14 protein-coding genes and 2 pseudogenes are annotated in these 14,234 nt (G+C 74.6%); 6 read left to right on the plus strand and 10 right to left on the minus strand.

Going from position 1 to position 14,234, the window contains the following annotated elements:
• Window positions 1–10: 10 nt before the first annotated feature.
• Entirely contained in the window at window positions 11–1,153 is a 1,143-nt protein-coding gene (locus tag DEF28_RS11775; protein WP_114396720.1) for an epoxide hydrolase family protein, read from the minus strand.
• Window positions 1,154–1,248: 95 nt separating this feature from the next.
• Between DEF28_RS11775 and DEF28_RS11780 the strand changes: the two genes are divergently transcribed.
• Window positions 1,249–2,217, plus strand: a complete 969-nt coding sequence (locus DEF28_RS11780) for a helix-turn-helix transcriptional regulator (protein WP_114396721.1) — start codon at window positions 1,249–1,251, stop codon at window positions 2,215–2,217.
• Here DEF28_RS11780 and DEF28_RS11785 read toward each other — a convergent pair.
• The 4 genes from DEF28_RS11785 to DEF28_RS11800 form a co-directional block, all read right to left on the minus strand.
• Complete coding sequence (locus DEF28_RS11785) at window positions 2,207–2,620, minus strand: RidA family protein (RefSeq protein WP_114396722.1); 414 nt, start codon at window positions 2,618–2,620, stop codon at window positions 2,207–2,209. The genes DEF28_RS11780 and DEF28_RS11785 overlap by 11 nt on opposite strands.
• A gap of 50 nt (window positions 2,621–2,670) precedes the next feature.
• Window positions 2,671–3,054: a winged helix-turn-helix transcriptional regulator gene (locus DEF28_RS11790; RefSeq protein WP_199493229.1), complete on the minus strand. Its 384-nt coding sequence runs from the start codon at window positions 3,052–3,054 to the stop codon at window positions 2,671–2,673.
• A 71-nt stretch (window positions 3,055–3,125) separates the two neighbouring features.
• A complete protein-coding gene (locus DEF28_RS11795; protein ID WP_114396724.1) occupies window positions 3,126–3,425 on the minus strand; it encodes a hypothetical protein in 300 nt (99 codons plus the stop codon).
• Between the two features lie 140 nt (window positions 3,426–3,565).
• The gene (locus tag DEF28_RS11800) at window positions 3,566–5,449 is read right to left on the minus strand and encodes an ABC transporter ATP-binding protein (RefSeq protein ID WP_114396725.1); all 1,884 of its coding nucleotides are present in this window, start codon (window positions 5,447–5,449) and stop codon (window positions 3,566–3,568) included.
• Window positions 5,450–5,710: 261 nt separating this feature from the next.
• On the opposite strand from DEF28_RS11800, the gene DEF28_RS11805 reads away from it, so the two are divergent.
• The gene (locus DEF28_RS11805; RefSeq protein WP_114396726.1) at window positions 5,711–6,586 is read left to right on the plus strand and encodes an NAD(P)H-binding protein; all 876 of its coding nucleotides are present in this window, start codon (window positions 5,711–5,713) and stop codon (window positions 6,584–6,586) included.
• A 301-nt stretch (window positions 6,587–6,887) separates the two neighbouring features.
• Window positions 6,888–7,730: an NmrA family NAD(P)-binding protein gene (locus DEF28_RS11810; RefSeq protein WP_114396727.1), complete on the plus strand. Its 843-nt coding sequence runs from the start codon at window positions 6,888–6,890 to the stop codon at window positions 7,728–7,730.
• 115 nt (window positions 7,731–7,845) lie between these two features.
• On the opposite strand, the gene DEF28_RS28810 is transcribed toward DEF28_RS11810, so the two are convergent.
• From DEF28_RS28810 to DEF28_RS11820, 3 genes and pseudogenes are all read right to left on the minus strand, one after another.
• Window positions 7,846–7,968, minus strand: coding sequence for a hypothetical protein (locus DEF28_RS28810; protein WP_258861872.1), 123 nt, complete (start codon window positions 7,966–7,968; stop codon window positions 7,846–7,848).
• Window positions 7,969–7,996: 28 nt separating this feature from the next.
• A pseudogene (locus DEF28_RS29065) lies at window positions 7,997–8,320 on the minus strand (SUKH-3 domain-containing protein); the annotation flags it as partial.
• Window positions 8,321–8,456: 136 nt separating this feature from the next.
• Complete coding sequence (locus DEF28_RS11820; protein WP_114396729.1) at window positions 8,457–8,852, minus strand: cupin domain-containing protein; 396 nt, start codon at window positions 8,850–8,852, stop codon at window positions 8,457–8,459.
• Window positions 8,853–8,904: 52 nt separating this feature from the next.
• Between DEF28_RS11820 and DEF28_RS11825 the strand changes: the two genes are divergently transcribed.
• The 3 genes from DEF28_RS11825 to DEF28_RS11835 all read left to right on the plus strand — a co-directional run bounded on the left by DEF28_RS11825 (window position 8,905) and on the right by DEF28_RS11835 (window position 12,093).
• Window positions 8,905–9,897: a GlxA family transcriptional regulator gene (locus tag DEF28_RS11825; protein WP_114396730.1), complete on the plus strand. Its 993-nt coding sequence runs from the start codon at window positions 8,905–8,907 to the stop codon at window positions 9,895–9,897.
• Between the two features lie 159 nt (window positions 9,898–10,056).
• A complete protein-coding gene (locus DEF28_RS11830; RefSeq protein WP_114396738.1) occupies window positions 10,057–10,617 on the plus strand; it encodes a pyridoxamine 5'-phosphate oxidase family protein in 561 nt (186 codons plus the stop codon).
• Between the two features lie 267 nt (window positions 10,618–10,884).
• Window positions 10,885–12,093 carry an MFS transporter gene (locus DEF28_RS11835; protein ID WP_114396731.1) on the plus strand — a complete coding sequence of 403 codons (1,209 nt, stop codon included), beginning with the start codon at window positions 10,885–10,887 and terminating at the stop codon, window positions 12,091–12,093.
• Window positions 12,094–12,144: 51 nt separating this feature from the next.
• Here DEF28_RS11835 and DEF28_RS11840 read toward each other — a convergent pair.
• Window positions 12,145–12,897 (minus strand): annotated as a pseudogene (locus DEF28_RS11840) (alpha/beta fold hydrolase); the annotation flags it as partial.
• A 9-nt stretch (window positions 12,898–12,906) separates the two neighbouring features.
• A partial coding sequence (locus DEF28_RS11845) for a PP2C family protein-serine/threonine phosphatase (RefSeq protein ID WP_114446140.1) occupies window positions 12,907–14,234 on the minus strand: 1,328 nt, incomplete at its 5' end.

The following is a 14,234-nucleotide window of genomic DNA, read 5'->3' on the forward strand; positions in this document are numbered from 1 at the left end:
GGCGCCGGCCTCAGCGCACCTTGCCGAAGAACGCGCGGACGTCGGCGGCGTAGGCGTCCGGAACCTCCATGGCCACGAAGTGGTGCCGTCCGGGGTTGCTCTCCGGCCAGTGCACGACGGTGTTGTCCCGTTCGGCCAGTCGGCGGATCGCCGGCGGGCCGCAGTAGACGCCGGTCGGCACCGCCTTCTGGCCCTCCGGCCAGGTGAACCCCTTCTCCGCGGCCTTCTCCTCGGGTGCGTACGGCCAGGACGACGACCCCGAGGTCCCGGTCAGCCAGTACAGGGTCGTGTTGGTGAGGAGCAGGTCGCGGTCGACGGCGTCGGTGGGCAGCGCGTCCTCGACGCAGAAGTCCCAGAACTTCTGCAGGTGCCAGGCGAGCTGCGCCACCGGGGAGTCGTGCCACCCGTAGGAGAAGGTCTGCGGAGCCGCGCGCAGCAGCGCGTGGTGGTCGACGCCCTCCATCCACCGCTCCGTCCCGGCGAACCCAGCGAGCTCCTCGGCGGTCAGCTCGGCGAAGTCCTCCTCGGCCGGCATGCCGATCCCGCCGGTGATGTAGACGCCGACGACGCGCTCGGGGTCGGCCCTGGCGACCTCCGGGGCGACGTAGGCGCCGAAGTCCCCGCCCTGGACCCCGTACCGCTGGTAGCCGAGCCGGCGCATCAGCTCCACCCAGATCCGCGCGACCCGCGCGGCGCCCCACCCGGTGCCGCGCGGCGGCGCGGAGAACCCGAACCCCGGAAGAGACGGCACGACGACGTGGAACGCGTCGGACGGATCACCCCCGTGCGCCCGCGGATCGGCGAGGCGGCCGACCAGGTCGGCGAACTCCACGAACGAGTTCGGCCAGCCGTGCGTCAGCACGATCGGCAGCGCGCCGGGCTCAGCGGAGCGCACGTGCAGGAAGTGCACCTCCTGCCCGTCGACGTCAGTCGTGAACTGCGGGAACTCGTTCAGGAGCGCCTCGTGGCGCCGCCAGTCGTAGCCGTCGCGCCAGTAGCCGGCCACCTCGCGCAGGTACTCGGCGGGTACGCCGCGGCCCCACCCCTCCTCCGCCACCGGGCGGGGCCAGCGCGTACGGCTCAGCCGGTCCCGCAGGTCGTCCAGGTCGGCCTGCGGGATGTCGATGCGGAACGGGCGGATCTCGTCGCTCACCGCGGGGGGCTCCTTCACGGTCGTACTCGCGGACAGTCCGAAGGTAGAGCGCATACAGGACGGTTCCCGTCCTAGATATCGGCAGACTGGAGGCCATGAGCGACACCCCGGGGCGGCTGCTCACCCTGCTGTCCCTCCTGCAGAGCCCGCGCGAGTGGCCCGGAAGCGAGCTGGCCGAACGCCTGGGCGTCAGCGCCCGCACGATCCGCCGCGACATCGACCGGCTGCGTGAGCTGGGCTATCCGGTGCGGGCCACGCGGGGCGCGGCCGGCGGTTACCAGCTGGTCGCGGGCGCGGCCATGCCGCCGTTGCTACTGGACGACGACGAGGCGGTCGCGATCGCGGTCGGCCTGCGCACGGCGTCCGGGGCCCCAGTGTCCGGAATCGAGGAGGCGTCCGTCCGGGCGCTGGCCAAACTGGAGCAGGTGCTGCCCTCCCGGCTGCGGCGCCGGGTCGCCGCGCTCGGCACCGCCACGGTGCCGATGCCGGCCGACGAGAACGGGCCCAGCGTGGACCCGCGCAACCTGACGACACTCGCCGCCGCCGTCGCGGGCCGGGAGCGCGTGCGGTTCGGCTACCAGTCCCGGGAGGGCGAGCGGACCAGGCGGCTGGTCGAGCCGTACCGCCTCGTGGCGGCCGGGCACCGGTGGTACCTGCTCGCGCACGACGTCGACCGCGACGACTGGCGGATCTTCCGCGCCGACCGCATCGAGGACTCCAGGCTGACCGGCGCGCGGTTCGCGCCCCGGGAACCACCCGAGCGCGACGCGGCCGCCTTCCTCACCCGCAAGCTGTCCAGCATGGCGCCGACCTACGAGGTGGTGGCCACGCTGCGGCTGCCGGCCGAGGAGGCCGCCCGGTTGCTCGGCACCGGGGCGGGCGAGGTGCGGCCGATCGACGCGCACAGCTGCCGGCTGCGCGGCCACGCCGACACCGTGGAGCGGTCAGCGGCGTGGCTGCTCATGCTGGGCTGCGACTTCGAGGTGCACGAACCACCGGAGCTGGTGGCCCACCTGCGCACCGTGGCGGCGCGCGCCGCCGGCGCGGCCGGGGTCACGGCGTGACGGCGACGGCCTCCACCTCGACCAGCTGGTCGGGGTAGCCGAGGACGGCCACGCCGAGCAGCGTGCTCGGGGCGTCGTGGTCGCCGAAGTGGGCGCGCACGACCTTCCACGCCGCGACGAGGTCGGCCTGGTCGGAGGAAGCCACGTACACCGTCGTCTTCACCACGTCGGTGAGCGCGGCGCCGGCGCCGCGCAGCGCCGCGGCGAGGTTGCGCATCACCTGCTCGGCCTGGCCCGCGTAGTCGCCGACCGCGACGGTCGCGCCGTCGGCGTCGAGCGGGCAGGCACCCGCGGTGAAGATCGTCCGCGGCGGCGTGCGCACGACGGCGGCGTAGGCGTATTCCACCTCGTCGGTGAGGTCGGGGAAGTAGTCAGGGCGGAGGAGTTCGGGATCACGGCTCATCGGTGACGAGGTTAGGGCACCGGCCGGCCCGCCGCTCCGGCAGCGGTGGCTCAGACCGGCCCGGCGGCGCCGTCGTAGGCCGCGCGGGCCCGGGTGATGGCGCCGCGGTACCGGTCGGCCCAGTCGACCAGCCCGGTCAGGTAGGAGTGCAGCTCCCTCGCCATGGGGGTGAGGCTGTACTCCACCTTGGGCGGGACGGTCGGATGGACGGTGCGGACGAGTAGCCCGTCGCGCTCCAGCTTGCGCAGGTTCAGCGTGAGCATCCGCCGGCTGATGCCGCTGACCGCGCGTTCGAGCTCGGTGAAGCGGATCGGGCCGTGCGCGGCGGCGACCAGGATGCCGATGCTCCACTTGCCGGCGACGTGGTCGAGGACCTCACTGATCGGGCACGCCTCGCTGACCTGCGTTGACACATCTCCGTGATCGTGGGACACGAAAGCGCCTCCTTCCAGGGATTCATGGCGCGGGTGGTGGCGGCGGCCGGCCGGGACCAGAGGCGCTCGTGTCAGATACGCCCTCGTGCGCGCCGGCGCGTCGGTGCGCTGGCCAAGGCCACCTCCGCGTCGGGCGCGGAGACGGGGAAGGCCGTGCTCGCCCCGGCGTTCGCGCACCGGAGACGTCGGCCGGACGGCCCTCGACGGGCCCGCTCGGCGCGCTCGCCGGCGGCGGCCGCGGAGACCGCGGCCGCCAGGGCGACCGTGTCCGAGGGGTCGACACCCAGTTTCGCCGCCTCCCGGTCCCGCAGGGGCTGCCGCCCCTCCTCCACCAGCCTGCGGGCGGCGTCCTCTGCCGATTCCTCTGCCATCGTCCCACCTTCTCCGCGGGTCCACGGGTGCCGGGACGTCCGGCGCCGGTGCCGTGGCCCTGCCGCGTGATCCTAGACCTCCACTCCGGGTGGAGCCGCCGGCCGGGGGCGGTGCGGCCCGTCCGCCCCCGCCGTCGCGCTCACCCCACCGACTCCCGCTCACCGCCGGGCTGGAACTGGGTGCGGTACAGCTGCTCGTAGCGACCGCCGGCCGCGAGCAGCTCGGTGTGCGTGCCGCGCTCGACGATCCGGCCCTCCTCGACCACCAGGATCAGGTCGGCCGCCCGGACCGTGGCCAGCCGGTGCGCGATCACCACCGAGGTGCGCCCGGCCAGCGCCTCGGCCAGGGCCTCCTGGACCGCCGCCTCGGAGGTGGAGTCCAGGTGCGCGGTGGCCTCGTCCAGGATCACCACACGGGGGCGGGCCAGCAGCAGCCGGGCGATGGTGAGCCGCTGGCGTTCGCCGCCGGAGAGCCGGTAGCCGCGTTCGCCCACGACGGTGTCCAGCCCGTCGGGCAGGGCGGCGACGAGGTCGGCGAGCCGGGCGCGGCCCAGCGCCTCCCACAGCTCCTCCTCGGTCGCCGCCGGCTGCGCCAGCAGGAGGTTCGCGCGGATCGACTCGTGGAACAGGTGGCCGTCCTGCGTCACCATCCCGAGGGTCCGCCGGATCGATTCAGCGGTGAGGTCGCGCACGTCGACGCCGGCCAGCCGGACCGCCCCGGAGTCGACGTCGTAGAGCCGGGGCAGCAGTTGCGCGATCGTGGACTTGCCGGCGCCCGAGGATCCCACCAGCGCCACCATCTGGCCGGGTTCGGCGCGGAACGACACGTCGTGCAGCACCTCCTCGCCGCCGCGGGCGTCGAGCCGGGCCACCTCCTCCAGGGACGCGAGCGACACCTTGTCCGCCGACGGGTAGCCGAACCGCACCTGGTCGAACTCCACCGACACCGGCCCGTCCGGCACCGGGCGGGCGTCCGGCTTCTCGGCGACCAGCGGCTCCAGGTCGAGGACCTCGAACACCCGCTGGAAGCTCACCAGCGCGCTCATCACCTCGACCCGGGCGTTGGCGAGCGAGGTCAGCGGCGCGTACAGCCGGGTGAGCAGCAGCGCGAGCGACACGACCGCCCCCGCGTCCAGCCGCCCGGTGAGCGCGTAGAACCCGCCCAGCCCGTACACGAGGGCCAGTGCCAGGGCCGACACCAGCGTCAGCACGGTGACGAACACCTGCTGCACCATGGCCACCCGCACGCCGATGTCGCGCACCCGCCGCGCCCGCGCCGCGAACTCGGCGGACTCCGACGCCGGCTGGGCGAACAGCTTCACCAGTGTGGCGCCGGGCGCGGAGAACCGCTCCGTCATCTGGGTGCTCATCACCGAGTTGTGGTTGGCCGACTCCCGCTCCAGGCGCGCCAGCCGGGCGCCCATCCACCGGGCGGGCAGCACGAACGCGGGGAGCAGCAGCATCGCGAGCAGCGTGATGCGCCAGGAGATCCCGACCATCACGACCAGGGTCAGCACGAGGGTGACGAAGTTGGCGACCACCCCCGAGAGCGTGTCGCTGAACGCGCGCTGCGCGCCGATCACGTCGTTGTTGAGCCGGCTGACCAGCGCGCCGGTGCGCGTGCGCGTGAAGAACGCGACGGGCATGCGCTGCACGTGGTCGAACACGGCGGTGCGCAGGTCCAGGATCAGCCCCTCGCCGATGCCCGCCGACAGCCGCCGCGTGACGAGGCCGACCCCGGCCTCGGCCACCGCGATGACGGCGATCAGCACCGCCAGGCCGACGACGACGTCGGTCGCCGCGGCCTTGTCGATCGCGTCCACCACGTCGCCGGCGAGCACCGGGGTGGCGACCGCGAGGACCGCCGAGACGACGCTGAGCACCAGGAACCACGTCAGGGCCCGGCGGTGTGGCCGGGCGAAGGAGGCCATCCGCCGCAGCGTCGCCGCGGAGAACGGCCGCTGGTCCTCCTGCGCGTGCATCGCGTTGTAGAGCGCGTTCCACGCGGCCACTTCCATAGACACGTCACATCACCGGCTTCCGTTCGCAGCGGGGAGGATCGTAGCGGCCGGTACCGACGGCCGCCGGGCGGAAGCCTTCCGGGGCGGTGTCCACGCCCATCGGGTGCTCCCAGCAGGACCATAGGACCTCCAGTAAAGTCGAGGTCAACCGCGAGCGGCCCCCGAGCTCCAGGGCCGGCGCCCCGGTTTGACCTCGACCTAACTGGACGTCCTAGCGTCCGTCCGAGCGGCACGTCCGGCCGCGCCACGACGGAAGAGGACCCCATGACAGAGCACACGCCAGAGCCGCGCGCCGTGCTGGTGACCGGCGCCACCGGCAACGTCGGCCGGCAGGTCGTGACCCAGCTGAGGGCGGAGGGCGTCCCGGTGCGGGCGCTCACCCGCGATCCCGCCGCCGCCCGGCTGCCCGACGGCGTCACCGTGCTGCGCGGCGACCTGTCCGACCCCGACAGCCTGGCCGGGGCACTGGACGGGGTGCGCGCGGTGTTCCTGGTCTGGCCGTTCCTCACCGCCGAGGCCGCGCCGCCGCTCCTGGAGCGCATCGCCGCGCACACCAGCCGGCTCGTCTACCTCTCCTCCGCCGGAGTCCAGGACGACGCCGAGGTCCAGGCCGACCCCATCAACGCCTTCCACGCCGACCTCGAACGGCTGGTCCGGGCCACCGGGCTGGAGTGGACCTTCCTGCGCGCCGGCGGCTTCGCGACCAACACCCTGCAGTGGGCGGAGCAGATCCGCGCCACCGGCGTGGTGCGCGCCCCCTTCGGGGCAGCGTCGCGGGCGCTGGTCCACGAGGCCGACATCGCCGCGGTCGCGGTGCGCGCCCTCCTCGACGACGGTCACGCCGGCGCCGTCCACGTCCTCACCGGTCCCGAACCGCTGACCCAGGTCGAGCAGGTGCGGCTCATCGGCACGGCGCTCGAACGCCCGACCCGCTTCGAGGAGCAGCCACCGCACGAGGCCCGCGCGGACATGCTCGCCACCGGCTGGCCCGCCGACGTGGTGGACGGCATCCTCGGCGCCCACGCCGAGATGACCACGGGTGCGGCCGACCTCGTCACCGACACCGTCCAAGCGGTCACCGGCCGCCCGGCGCGCACATTCGCGGAATGGGCGCGCGACCACGCCGCCGACTTCCGCTGAGCGGGCCGTGCGGGCACCGCCCCCGGCCTCGCTCACATGCGGTAGGAGCTGCGTCACGCCGGCGGCCGCGTCCCGGAGCACGGACCGGGCCGCCCCGGCGCAGCGGCTGCGGGAGGCCGCCCGCTCGACGGCGCGGAACCCGGCCGGTACCGCCGCATCGGGTCCGGGCGACGCCGAGGCCGGAGCCCCGCCGCACCTTCCGCGCCCCCGTCACCCCGCGGGCCGCCACCGTGGACGCGCGCGTATGCGGGCGAGAGACACGGCCATGGCCGGCCCGCCGGAATCGCGGTTGGCTGGGGCCATGACACAACGACCCATCCTCGTCCTGGGCGGCACCGGCAAGACCGGCCGCCGGGTGGCTGCCCACCTGAGCGAGCGCGGCCACCCCGTGCGGGCCCTCTCCCGCTCCACCGGCCAGCGCTTCGACTGGCACGACACCTCCACCTGGGACGCCGCCCTGCGCGACGTCCGCTCCGCCTACGTGGTGGAACCGGGCACCGCGGACGCCCCCGAGACCGTCCGCGCGTTCGCCGAACGTGCGGCCGCCCAGGGGGTCCAACGCCTCGCCCTGCTGTCCTTCCGCCAGGTCGAGGAGCCGGAGCACGCGCATTACCGCGCCATCGAGCAGGCGGTACGCGACTCCGGCGCGGGCTGGACGATGCTGCGCCCGGACTGGTTCGCGCAGAACTTCAGCGAGGACTTCTTCCGCGAAGGCGTCCTGGCGGGCGGACTCCGGCTGCCCACCGGCGACGGCGCCGTGCCGTTCGTCGACGCCGAGGACATCGCGGCGGTCGCCGCGGCGGTCCTGACCGAGGACGGCCACGACGGACGCGTGTACGAGATCACCGGCCCCCGGCTGCTGACGTTGGCGGACGCGCTCGCCGAGATCGCCCGCGCCGGCGGCCCCGCCGCGCGCTTCACGCACGTCGAGGCCGGGGACTTCCGCGCCGACCTCGGCCGCCAGGGCTGGCCCGCGGAAGCCGCCGACGTCGTCACCGCCCTGCTCGACGGCATCCGGCGCGGACGCAACGCCTCGGTGTCCGACGGCGTGCGGCAGGTGCTCGGACGCGAGCCGGCGGACTTCGCCGACTACGCGAAGGCCGCGGCGGCGGCCGGCGCCTGGCGGGACCGGCCGGCGGGCTGAACCCGCGGTCCCCGGCCGGCCGCCGCGCACGGCGGCCGGCCGCTGAGCCCAACGCCGTGCCCCCGTGCCCCCGCGTGTCGTGGAGACCCACCGCCGCCGTGCCGCCGAGCGCAGGTCAGGACCACGACGCCGGATACGCCGGGAACCCCTCGCACAGGTTGTCGACCGCCTCGTCGGCGGTGCGGCTGAGCACCACGATGCTGTCCATGAGCGAGTACACCACCCCGGCCTCGTCCATCGCGAGGTAGCGGTTGCCCCTCCACGGCGCCGAGCGGGTACAGCCGGCCGGTGATCCCGCGCGAGAGGCACGTGAAGATCTCGTGGTCGTAGGCGGCGAGGACCGGATCGAACCGGAAACCCGACCGCGCCACGTTGCGGCCGGGCCCCGCGTGCGGTGACTCCCGGCCGCCGAACTCGCGTAGGAACGCGCGGGCCGCCGGATGCGGGACGGACCCGCCGCGCTCCGGGAGGAGGGCGGCCCAGCCCTCGACGTCCACCCGCCGCCCCGGATGCCACCCGGCGGCGCGCGGCCGGGCCTCGGTCCGGCCGCACCACAGGCGGCCGGAGTGCCCGGCCGGGACCTGCGCCACCGCTCATCGGTGCCCCGAAGCGCGTGGCCGCGCGTTCCCGAGCGCGCCGTGCGGCGCTGCCGCGAGGCCCGCACCGGGGTCCTCCCGCCCCCACGCACCCGGTCGGGGGCGTTGGGAACGGGCGGGCCGCAGGCGCTCAGGATCCGAGCGTGTGCCCGGTGGTCGCGTCGACGTGGTCGGGGATCTCGTCGTGGCGGTCACCGACCGACGGTGTGCCCGTGAGCTCGAACATGAGGATGGCGGCGCCGGTGGCGGTGTGCGGCTTGTGCTCCGTGCCCCGGGGGACGGTGAAGACCGCGCCCCGGGGGAGCCGGACTGTGCGCTCCCCCTCCGGCTCGCGCAGTGAGATGTACAGCTCCCCGTCGAGCACCAGGAAGAACTCGTCGGTGTTGTCGTGGGCGTGCCAGATGTGCTCGCCCTGCACCTTGGCGACGCGTACGTCGTAGTCGTTGACGCGGTTGACGATGTGCGGGCTCCACAGGGCGTCGAAGGAGGCCAGGGCTGTGCTGAGGAGGATCGGGTCGTTGCTCATGAGGGAATCCTCGCTGGTCGGGCACGGCTTGGGGGAGTGCTAGGAATTGCATATGTCGCAAGATTCCTCTCACGGGGTCGCTCCGGCGGGCCCGCACCGGGTCGTCGTGATCGTGGACGAGAACTCCAACCCCTTCGAGCTCGGCTGCGCGACCGAGGTCTTCGGCCTGCGCAGACCGGAGATCGGCCGCGAACTGTACGACTTCTGGCTGTGCTCCCCCGAGCCGCGCACGCTGATGCGGGACGGCTTCTTCACCCTCACGGGAGTCGTCGGTCTGGAGGCGGCCGACTCGGCGGACACCCTGATCGTTCCCAACCGGCCCGATGTCGACGTGCGCCGCCGCCCGGCCGTCCTCGACGCCGTCCGGCGGGCGCACGCGCGCGGGGCCAGGCTGGTCGGGTTCTGCAGCGGCGCCTTCACGCTCGCCGAGGCCGGGGTCCTCGACGGGCGGCGGGCCACCGCGCACTGGCAGTGGGCGGACGCCTTCCGGGCCCGGTTCCCCGCCGTGCGGCTGGAAGAGGAGGTGCTGTTCGTCGACGACGGTGACATTCTCACCGCCGCCGGCAGCGCCGCGGCGCTCGACCTCGGACTGCACATCGTCCGCCGGGACCACGGTGCGGAGATCGCCAACTCCGTCAGCCGGCGGCTGGTCTTCGCGGCACACCGGGACGGCGGGCAGCGCCAGTTCATCGAGCGTCCGGTCCCCGACATCCCGGACGAGTCCCTCGCACCGGTCCTGGTCTGGGCACAGGAGCGGCTGGACACACCCCTGACGGTGTCGGACCTGGCGGGGCGCGCCTCGGTCAGCCCGGCGACGCTGCACCGCCGCTTCCGGACCCAGCTGGGCACGACGCCGAAAGCCTGGCTCACCCGGGAACGCGTCGCCCTGGCATGCCGGCTGATCGAGCGGGGGGAATCACGCTTGGAGATGGTCGCACGGAACAGCGGGCTTGGCACCGCCGCCAACCTGCGCACCCTGATGCGCCGCGAGACGGGGCTGGTCCCCTCGGCGTACCGGCGCCGGTTCGGTCCCGAGGCGGGGTAGCGCCCCCTCGTCTCGCTTCCTGGCCGGCCCGGTCAGCGGGCGCGGGGCGGCCGGCCCCGGGTCCGGGGCCGAGCCCCGCCCGCCGGAGGGGGCAGCCTGACGTAGCCGGCTCCCCCCGGGTTCTGGGCCGGTCGGGCCCGCGCTGAGACAATGGCGGACATGGCCAAGGTCTACCCCTCCATTGACGACCGCCTCGCCGAATTCCTGCTCTCCCAGCCCGTCTTCTTCGTCGGCACCGCCCCGCTGGACGCCGAGGGCCACGTCAACGTCTCCCCCAAGGGCATGGCCGGCACGTTCGCGGTGCTCGACGCGCACCGGGTCGGCTACCTCGACTACACCGGCTCCGGCGCCGAGACCATCGCCCACCTGGCGGAGAACGGTCGCATCGTCCTCATGTTCTGCGCCTTCGCCGGCCCGCCGAAGATCGTGCGGCTGCACGGGCACGGCAGGGTGGTGCGGCCCACCGATCCGGAGTTCGCCGAACTGCGCCGGCGCTTCCCCAAGGAGCGGACGCTGGGCCAGCGCTCGGTGATCGTCGTGGACGTGCGGCGGATCGCCGACTCCTGCGGGTACTCGGTGCCGCTGATGGACCTGCGCCAGGACCGCGACATCCTGGACCGGTCGCACGAGCGCCGGGACCCGGAGTACTTCGAGACCTACTGGCGGACCCGCAACGCCGAGAGCATCGACGGCCTCCCCGGGCTGCCCGACCGGACCTGAACCCCGCCACCCAGGGGCCGATCCGGGACCGCGCGGCAGGCGGCCGCCGCCGATGAGCCCCGCCCCGCGCACCCGCCGCGGGGGCCCGGACGCGCCCGCGCCGGCGCGCGGCCCGGCGCGCCAACGGAAACGAGAGCTCTCTCACAGGGCGAAACCCCTGGAAAAGGAATGAAATCCGGCGGATCGCGGTGTTGGCTGGAAGGTGCCCGGGACACCCCGGCACCGTGCGTACGCCCTTCCACTCCTGACCGCGCTGGGAGCCGCCCCGTGCCCATCGCCCTGCTCGCCCTGGCCATCGGAACGTTCGGCTTCGGATGCACCGAATTCATGGCGATGGGCCTGCTGCCCGACGTCGCCGAGGCGTTCGGCGTCTCCATCCCCGTCGGCGGGTACATGATCTCCGCCTACGCCGCCGGCGTGGTCGTCGGAGCCCCGCTCCTCACCGCCCTCGGCGCCCGCGTCGACCGCAAGCGGCTGCTGCTCGCCCTCATGGCGCTCTACACCCTCGGCAACCTCGTCGCCGCGCTCGCGCCCACCTTCGAGGTCCTGATCGCCGCGCGGGTGCTCACCGCGCTGCCGCACGGCACGTTCTTCGGCATCGGCTCGGTCGTGGCCGCCTCCCTGGTACCCGTCACCAAGCGCGCGCAGGCCATCTCCATGGTCATCGCGGGGCTCACCGTCGCCAACATCATCGGCGTCCCGCTCGCCACCCTGCTCGGCCAGCAGTTCGGCTGGCGCGCCGCCTTCTGGATCGTCACCGCCCTGGGCCTGCTCACCCTGGCCGCCGTGGCCCGCCTGGTCCCGGCGCAGCCGCCGCGGGCCGGCGCCTCGCTGCGCGCCGAACTGGGCGCGCTCGGCCGCGGCCAGGTCTGGCTCACCCTGCTCGTGGGCGCCATCGGGTTCGGCGGCATGTTCGCCTCCTACAGCTACATCTCACCGATGATGACCGACGTCGCCGGCTTCGGCGAGCGAGCCGTCACCCTCATCCTCGCCGTCTACGGCGTCGGCATGACCCTCGGCAACCTGGTCGGCGGCCGGATGGCCGACCGCGCCGTGATGCCCAGCATCTTCGCCAGCATGACCGGCATCGCCGTGATGCTGCTCGTGCTGCACGCCGTGGCCGAGTACCGCGCCGCCGCGGTCGCCGCGGTGTTCCTGCTCGGCTTCATCGCGAGCACACTCATCCCCGCGCTGCAGACCCGCCTCATGGACGCCGCCAAGGACGCGCCCTCCCTGGCCGCGGCGCTCAACCACGCCGCCCTCAACTTCGCCAACGCGGTCGGCGCCTGGCTCGGCGGCCTCGTGATCGCCGCCGGGTACGGCTACACCGCCCCGAACCTGCTGGGTGCCGCCCTCGCCGTCGTCGGGGTGGGACTCGCGCTCGCCTCCAGCCTGCTGGACCGGCGCACCCCGGCGGCCGGCCGGGCCGGCGACGTGGCCGCGCCGCCGGCGCCCACCGCCTCCCCCCGCGACTGACCGCCCCCGCGCGCACCGGTCGAGGAAACCGCCGACGACCCGGGCGAACCCGCCCGGGTCGTCGGCGTACAGCCAGTGCCCGCACCCCGGGAACTCCACCAGCTCGGTCCCGGGCCGGCGCTCCGCCATCCGCCGCGCCATCGACGCCGACAGGATCGTGCTCGCGCCACCGCGCAGCAGCAGCGCGGGCTGCCGCCCCGCTGTCCACTCCGGCCAGTAGTCGCCGAGCAGCGCCCGCTGCGACGCCATCATGTCCCCGTAGTCGAACAGCAGCCCCCAGCCGTCGGCGAACTCCACCGCGCTGTCCATGAAGTAGCCCGGGTCGGGGATCCCCATGGCCGCGATGCCGGCCGCCAGCTCCGCGCGCGAGGCGGCGCGGCGCGGCCACCCGCCGACGTCGAGGACCGGGTGCGCGACCTCCGGCTCCCGGGTGACCGCGCCCATGTCCACGACGACCAGCGCCCGCACCAGCTCCGGATGCCGGGCCGCGAGCAGGTAGCCGACCGCGCCGCCCATCGAGTGCCCCACCACCGCGGCCGGCGCGAGGCCGAGCGCCCGCACGAACGCCGCGGCGTCCGCCACGTAGGCCTCCGGCCGCAGGTCCCCGCCCTTGTCGGAGCGCCCGTGCCCGCGCTGGTCGAGCGCGACCAGCCGGTGGCGGCCCCGCAGCGCCACCGCCAGGTCCGCGAAGATCCGGCCCCGGCCGAAATGGCCGTGCAGCGCCAGCACCACCGGACCGCCGCCGCCGGAGTCCAGGTACCCGAACCGGCGGCCGTTCACAGTGATGGAGGATTCCGCGAGCATCAGGGCAGTCTAGGACGCCCCCCAGCCGCACGGAGCCGCCCGCGCGCCGCCCTCCGCGGCCTGCGGGCTCACCAGGAGCAGCGCGACGTCGTCGCCGCGGGTCGGAGCGGTGCGCACGAGAGCACTCGCCACCGCGTCCAGATCGCCCGGATCGGCGCGCGCCAACTCGCCGGCGAGGACCTCGGTGGAGCGCTCGATGTCCACCCCGGGCCTCTCCACCAGCCCGTCGGTGTAGAGGGCGAGCACCGCACCGGGCGGAAGGTCGACGTCGACAGCCGGGTACTCCACGTCGGGCTCGATCCCCAGCAGCAGCCCCGGCGGCACCCGCACCGCCTCGGCACGGCCGTCGGGCCGGCGCAGCAGCGGCGGAGGATGGCCCGCGCTGGCGAGGCGGACGCGGTGCCCGGCCAGGTCGATGCGCGCGTACACGCAACTGGCGAACAGGTCGCTGTCGAGGTCGGTGAGCAGCCGGTTCGTGCACGTGAGCACCTCGCTGGGCGACGCGCCGGCGGTGGCGTGCGCGTGCACGGCCGTGCGGACCTGGCCCATGAGCGCCGCCGCCTCCACGTCGTGCCCCTGGACGTCGCCGATGGCCGCCGCCGCGGCCGCCGGACCGATCCGGATGAGGTCGTAGAAGTCCCCGCCGATCCCCATGCCGCGTCCGGCGGGCAGGTAGCGGGCGGCCACCCGCAGCCCCGGCAGGTCCGGCAGGACATGCGGGAGCAGCCCCGCCTGCAGGCGGTGCGCGAGGTCCCGCTTGGACTCGAAGAGGCGCGCCCGGTCCAGCGACTGGGCGACCAGCCCGGCCAGCGACATGAGGACGGCGCGCTCCCCCGCGGCGAAGTTCCGGGGCCGCGCGTAGGCCAGGACCAGCGACCCCACCGCGCGGCCGGACGCCATGAGGGGCAGGAACGCCCAGGACGCCATCCCGTCCTGGTACACGGCGGCCGGATAGGCGCGCCTGAGATCGGCGAAGCTCGTGAAGAAGGACGGCACACCGGTGTTCAGAACATTGGCCGCCGGCGTGGTCGAACTCAGCGGCACGTTGTCGAACCGGGCCATGAGCTCCGCCGAGTAGCCGCGGTAGCCGTGGATCCGCAGCCGGCCCTCCTCCGCCGTCATCAGCGCGAGGGCCTCGGCGCCCAGCGCCGGCATCAGCTGGTCGACGGCCTGCTCCACGACGTCGCCCACCCCCACCGTCTCGGTGAGCGTGACCGCGAGGTGCATCAGGTGGTACAGCACGGCCGACCGGCTCGGCACCGCCGACTCCCCGGGCCGCCCGCTCCTCCGGCCCGGCGTCCCGGCCGGGATCGGGCACCAGCATGCGCGGCCGGGAC

Source organism: Marinitenerispora sediminis (assembly GCF_003336425.1).
Lineage (GTDB): Bacteria > Actinomycetota > Actinomycetes > Streptosporangiales > Streptosporangiaceae > Marinitenerispora > Marinitenerispora sediminis.

Coding starts and splice junctions, on each gene's coding strand:
- DEF28_RS11805 (WP_114396726.1), top strand. CDS start 5,711: ATGACAGAGCACACGCCAGAGCCGCGCGCCGTGCTGGTGACCGGCGCC.
- DEF28_RS11830 (WP_114396738.1), top strand. CDS start 10,057: ATGGCCAAGGTCTACCCCTCCATTGACGACCGCCTCGCCGAATTCCTG.
- DEF28_RS11810 (WP_114396727.1), top strand. CDS start 6,888: ATGACACAACGACCCATCCTCGTCCTGGGCGGCACCGGCAAGACCGGC.
- DEF28_RS11780 (WP_114396721.1), top strand. CDS start 1,249: ATGAGCGACACCCCGGGGCGGCTGCTCACCCTGCTGTCCCTCCTGCAG.
- DEF28_RS11785 (WP_114396722.1), bottom strand. CDS start 2,620: ATGAGCCGTGATCCCGAACTCCTCCGCCCTGACTACTTCCCCGACCTC.
- DEF28_RS11825 (WP_114396730.1), top strand. CDS start 8,905: ATGTCGCAAGATTCCTCTCACGGGGTCGCTCCGGCGGGCCCGCACCGG.
- DEF28_RS11820 (WP_114396729.1), bottom strand. CDS start 8,852: ATGAGCAACGACCCGATCCTCCTCAGCACAGCCCTGGCCTCCTTCGAC.
- DEF28_RS11795 (WP_114396724.1), bottom strand. CDS start 3,425: ATGGCAGAGGAATCGGCAGAGGACGCCGCCCGCAGGCTGGTGGAGGAG.
- DEF28_RS28810 (WP_258861872.1), bottom strand. CDS start 7,968: ATGGACGAGGCCGGGGTGGTGTACTCGCTCATGGACAGCATCGTGGTG.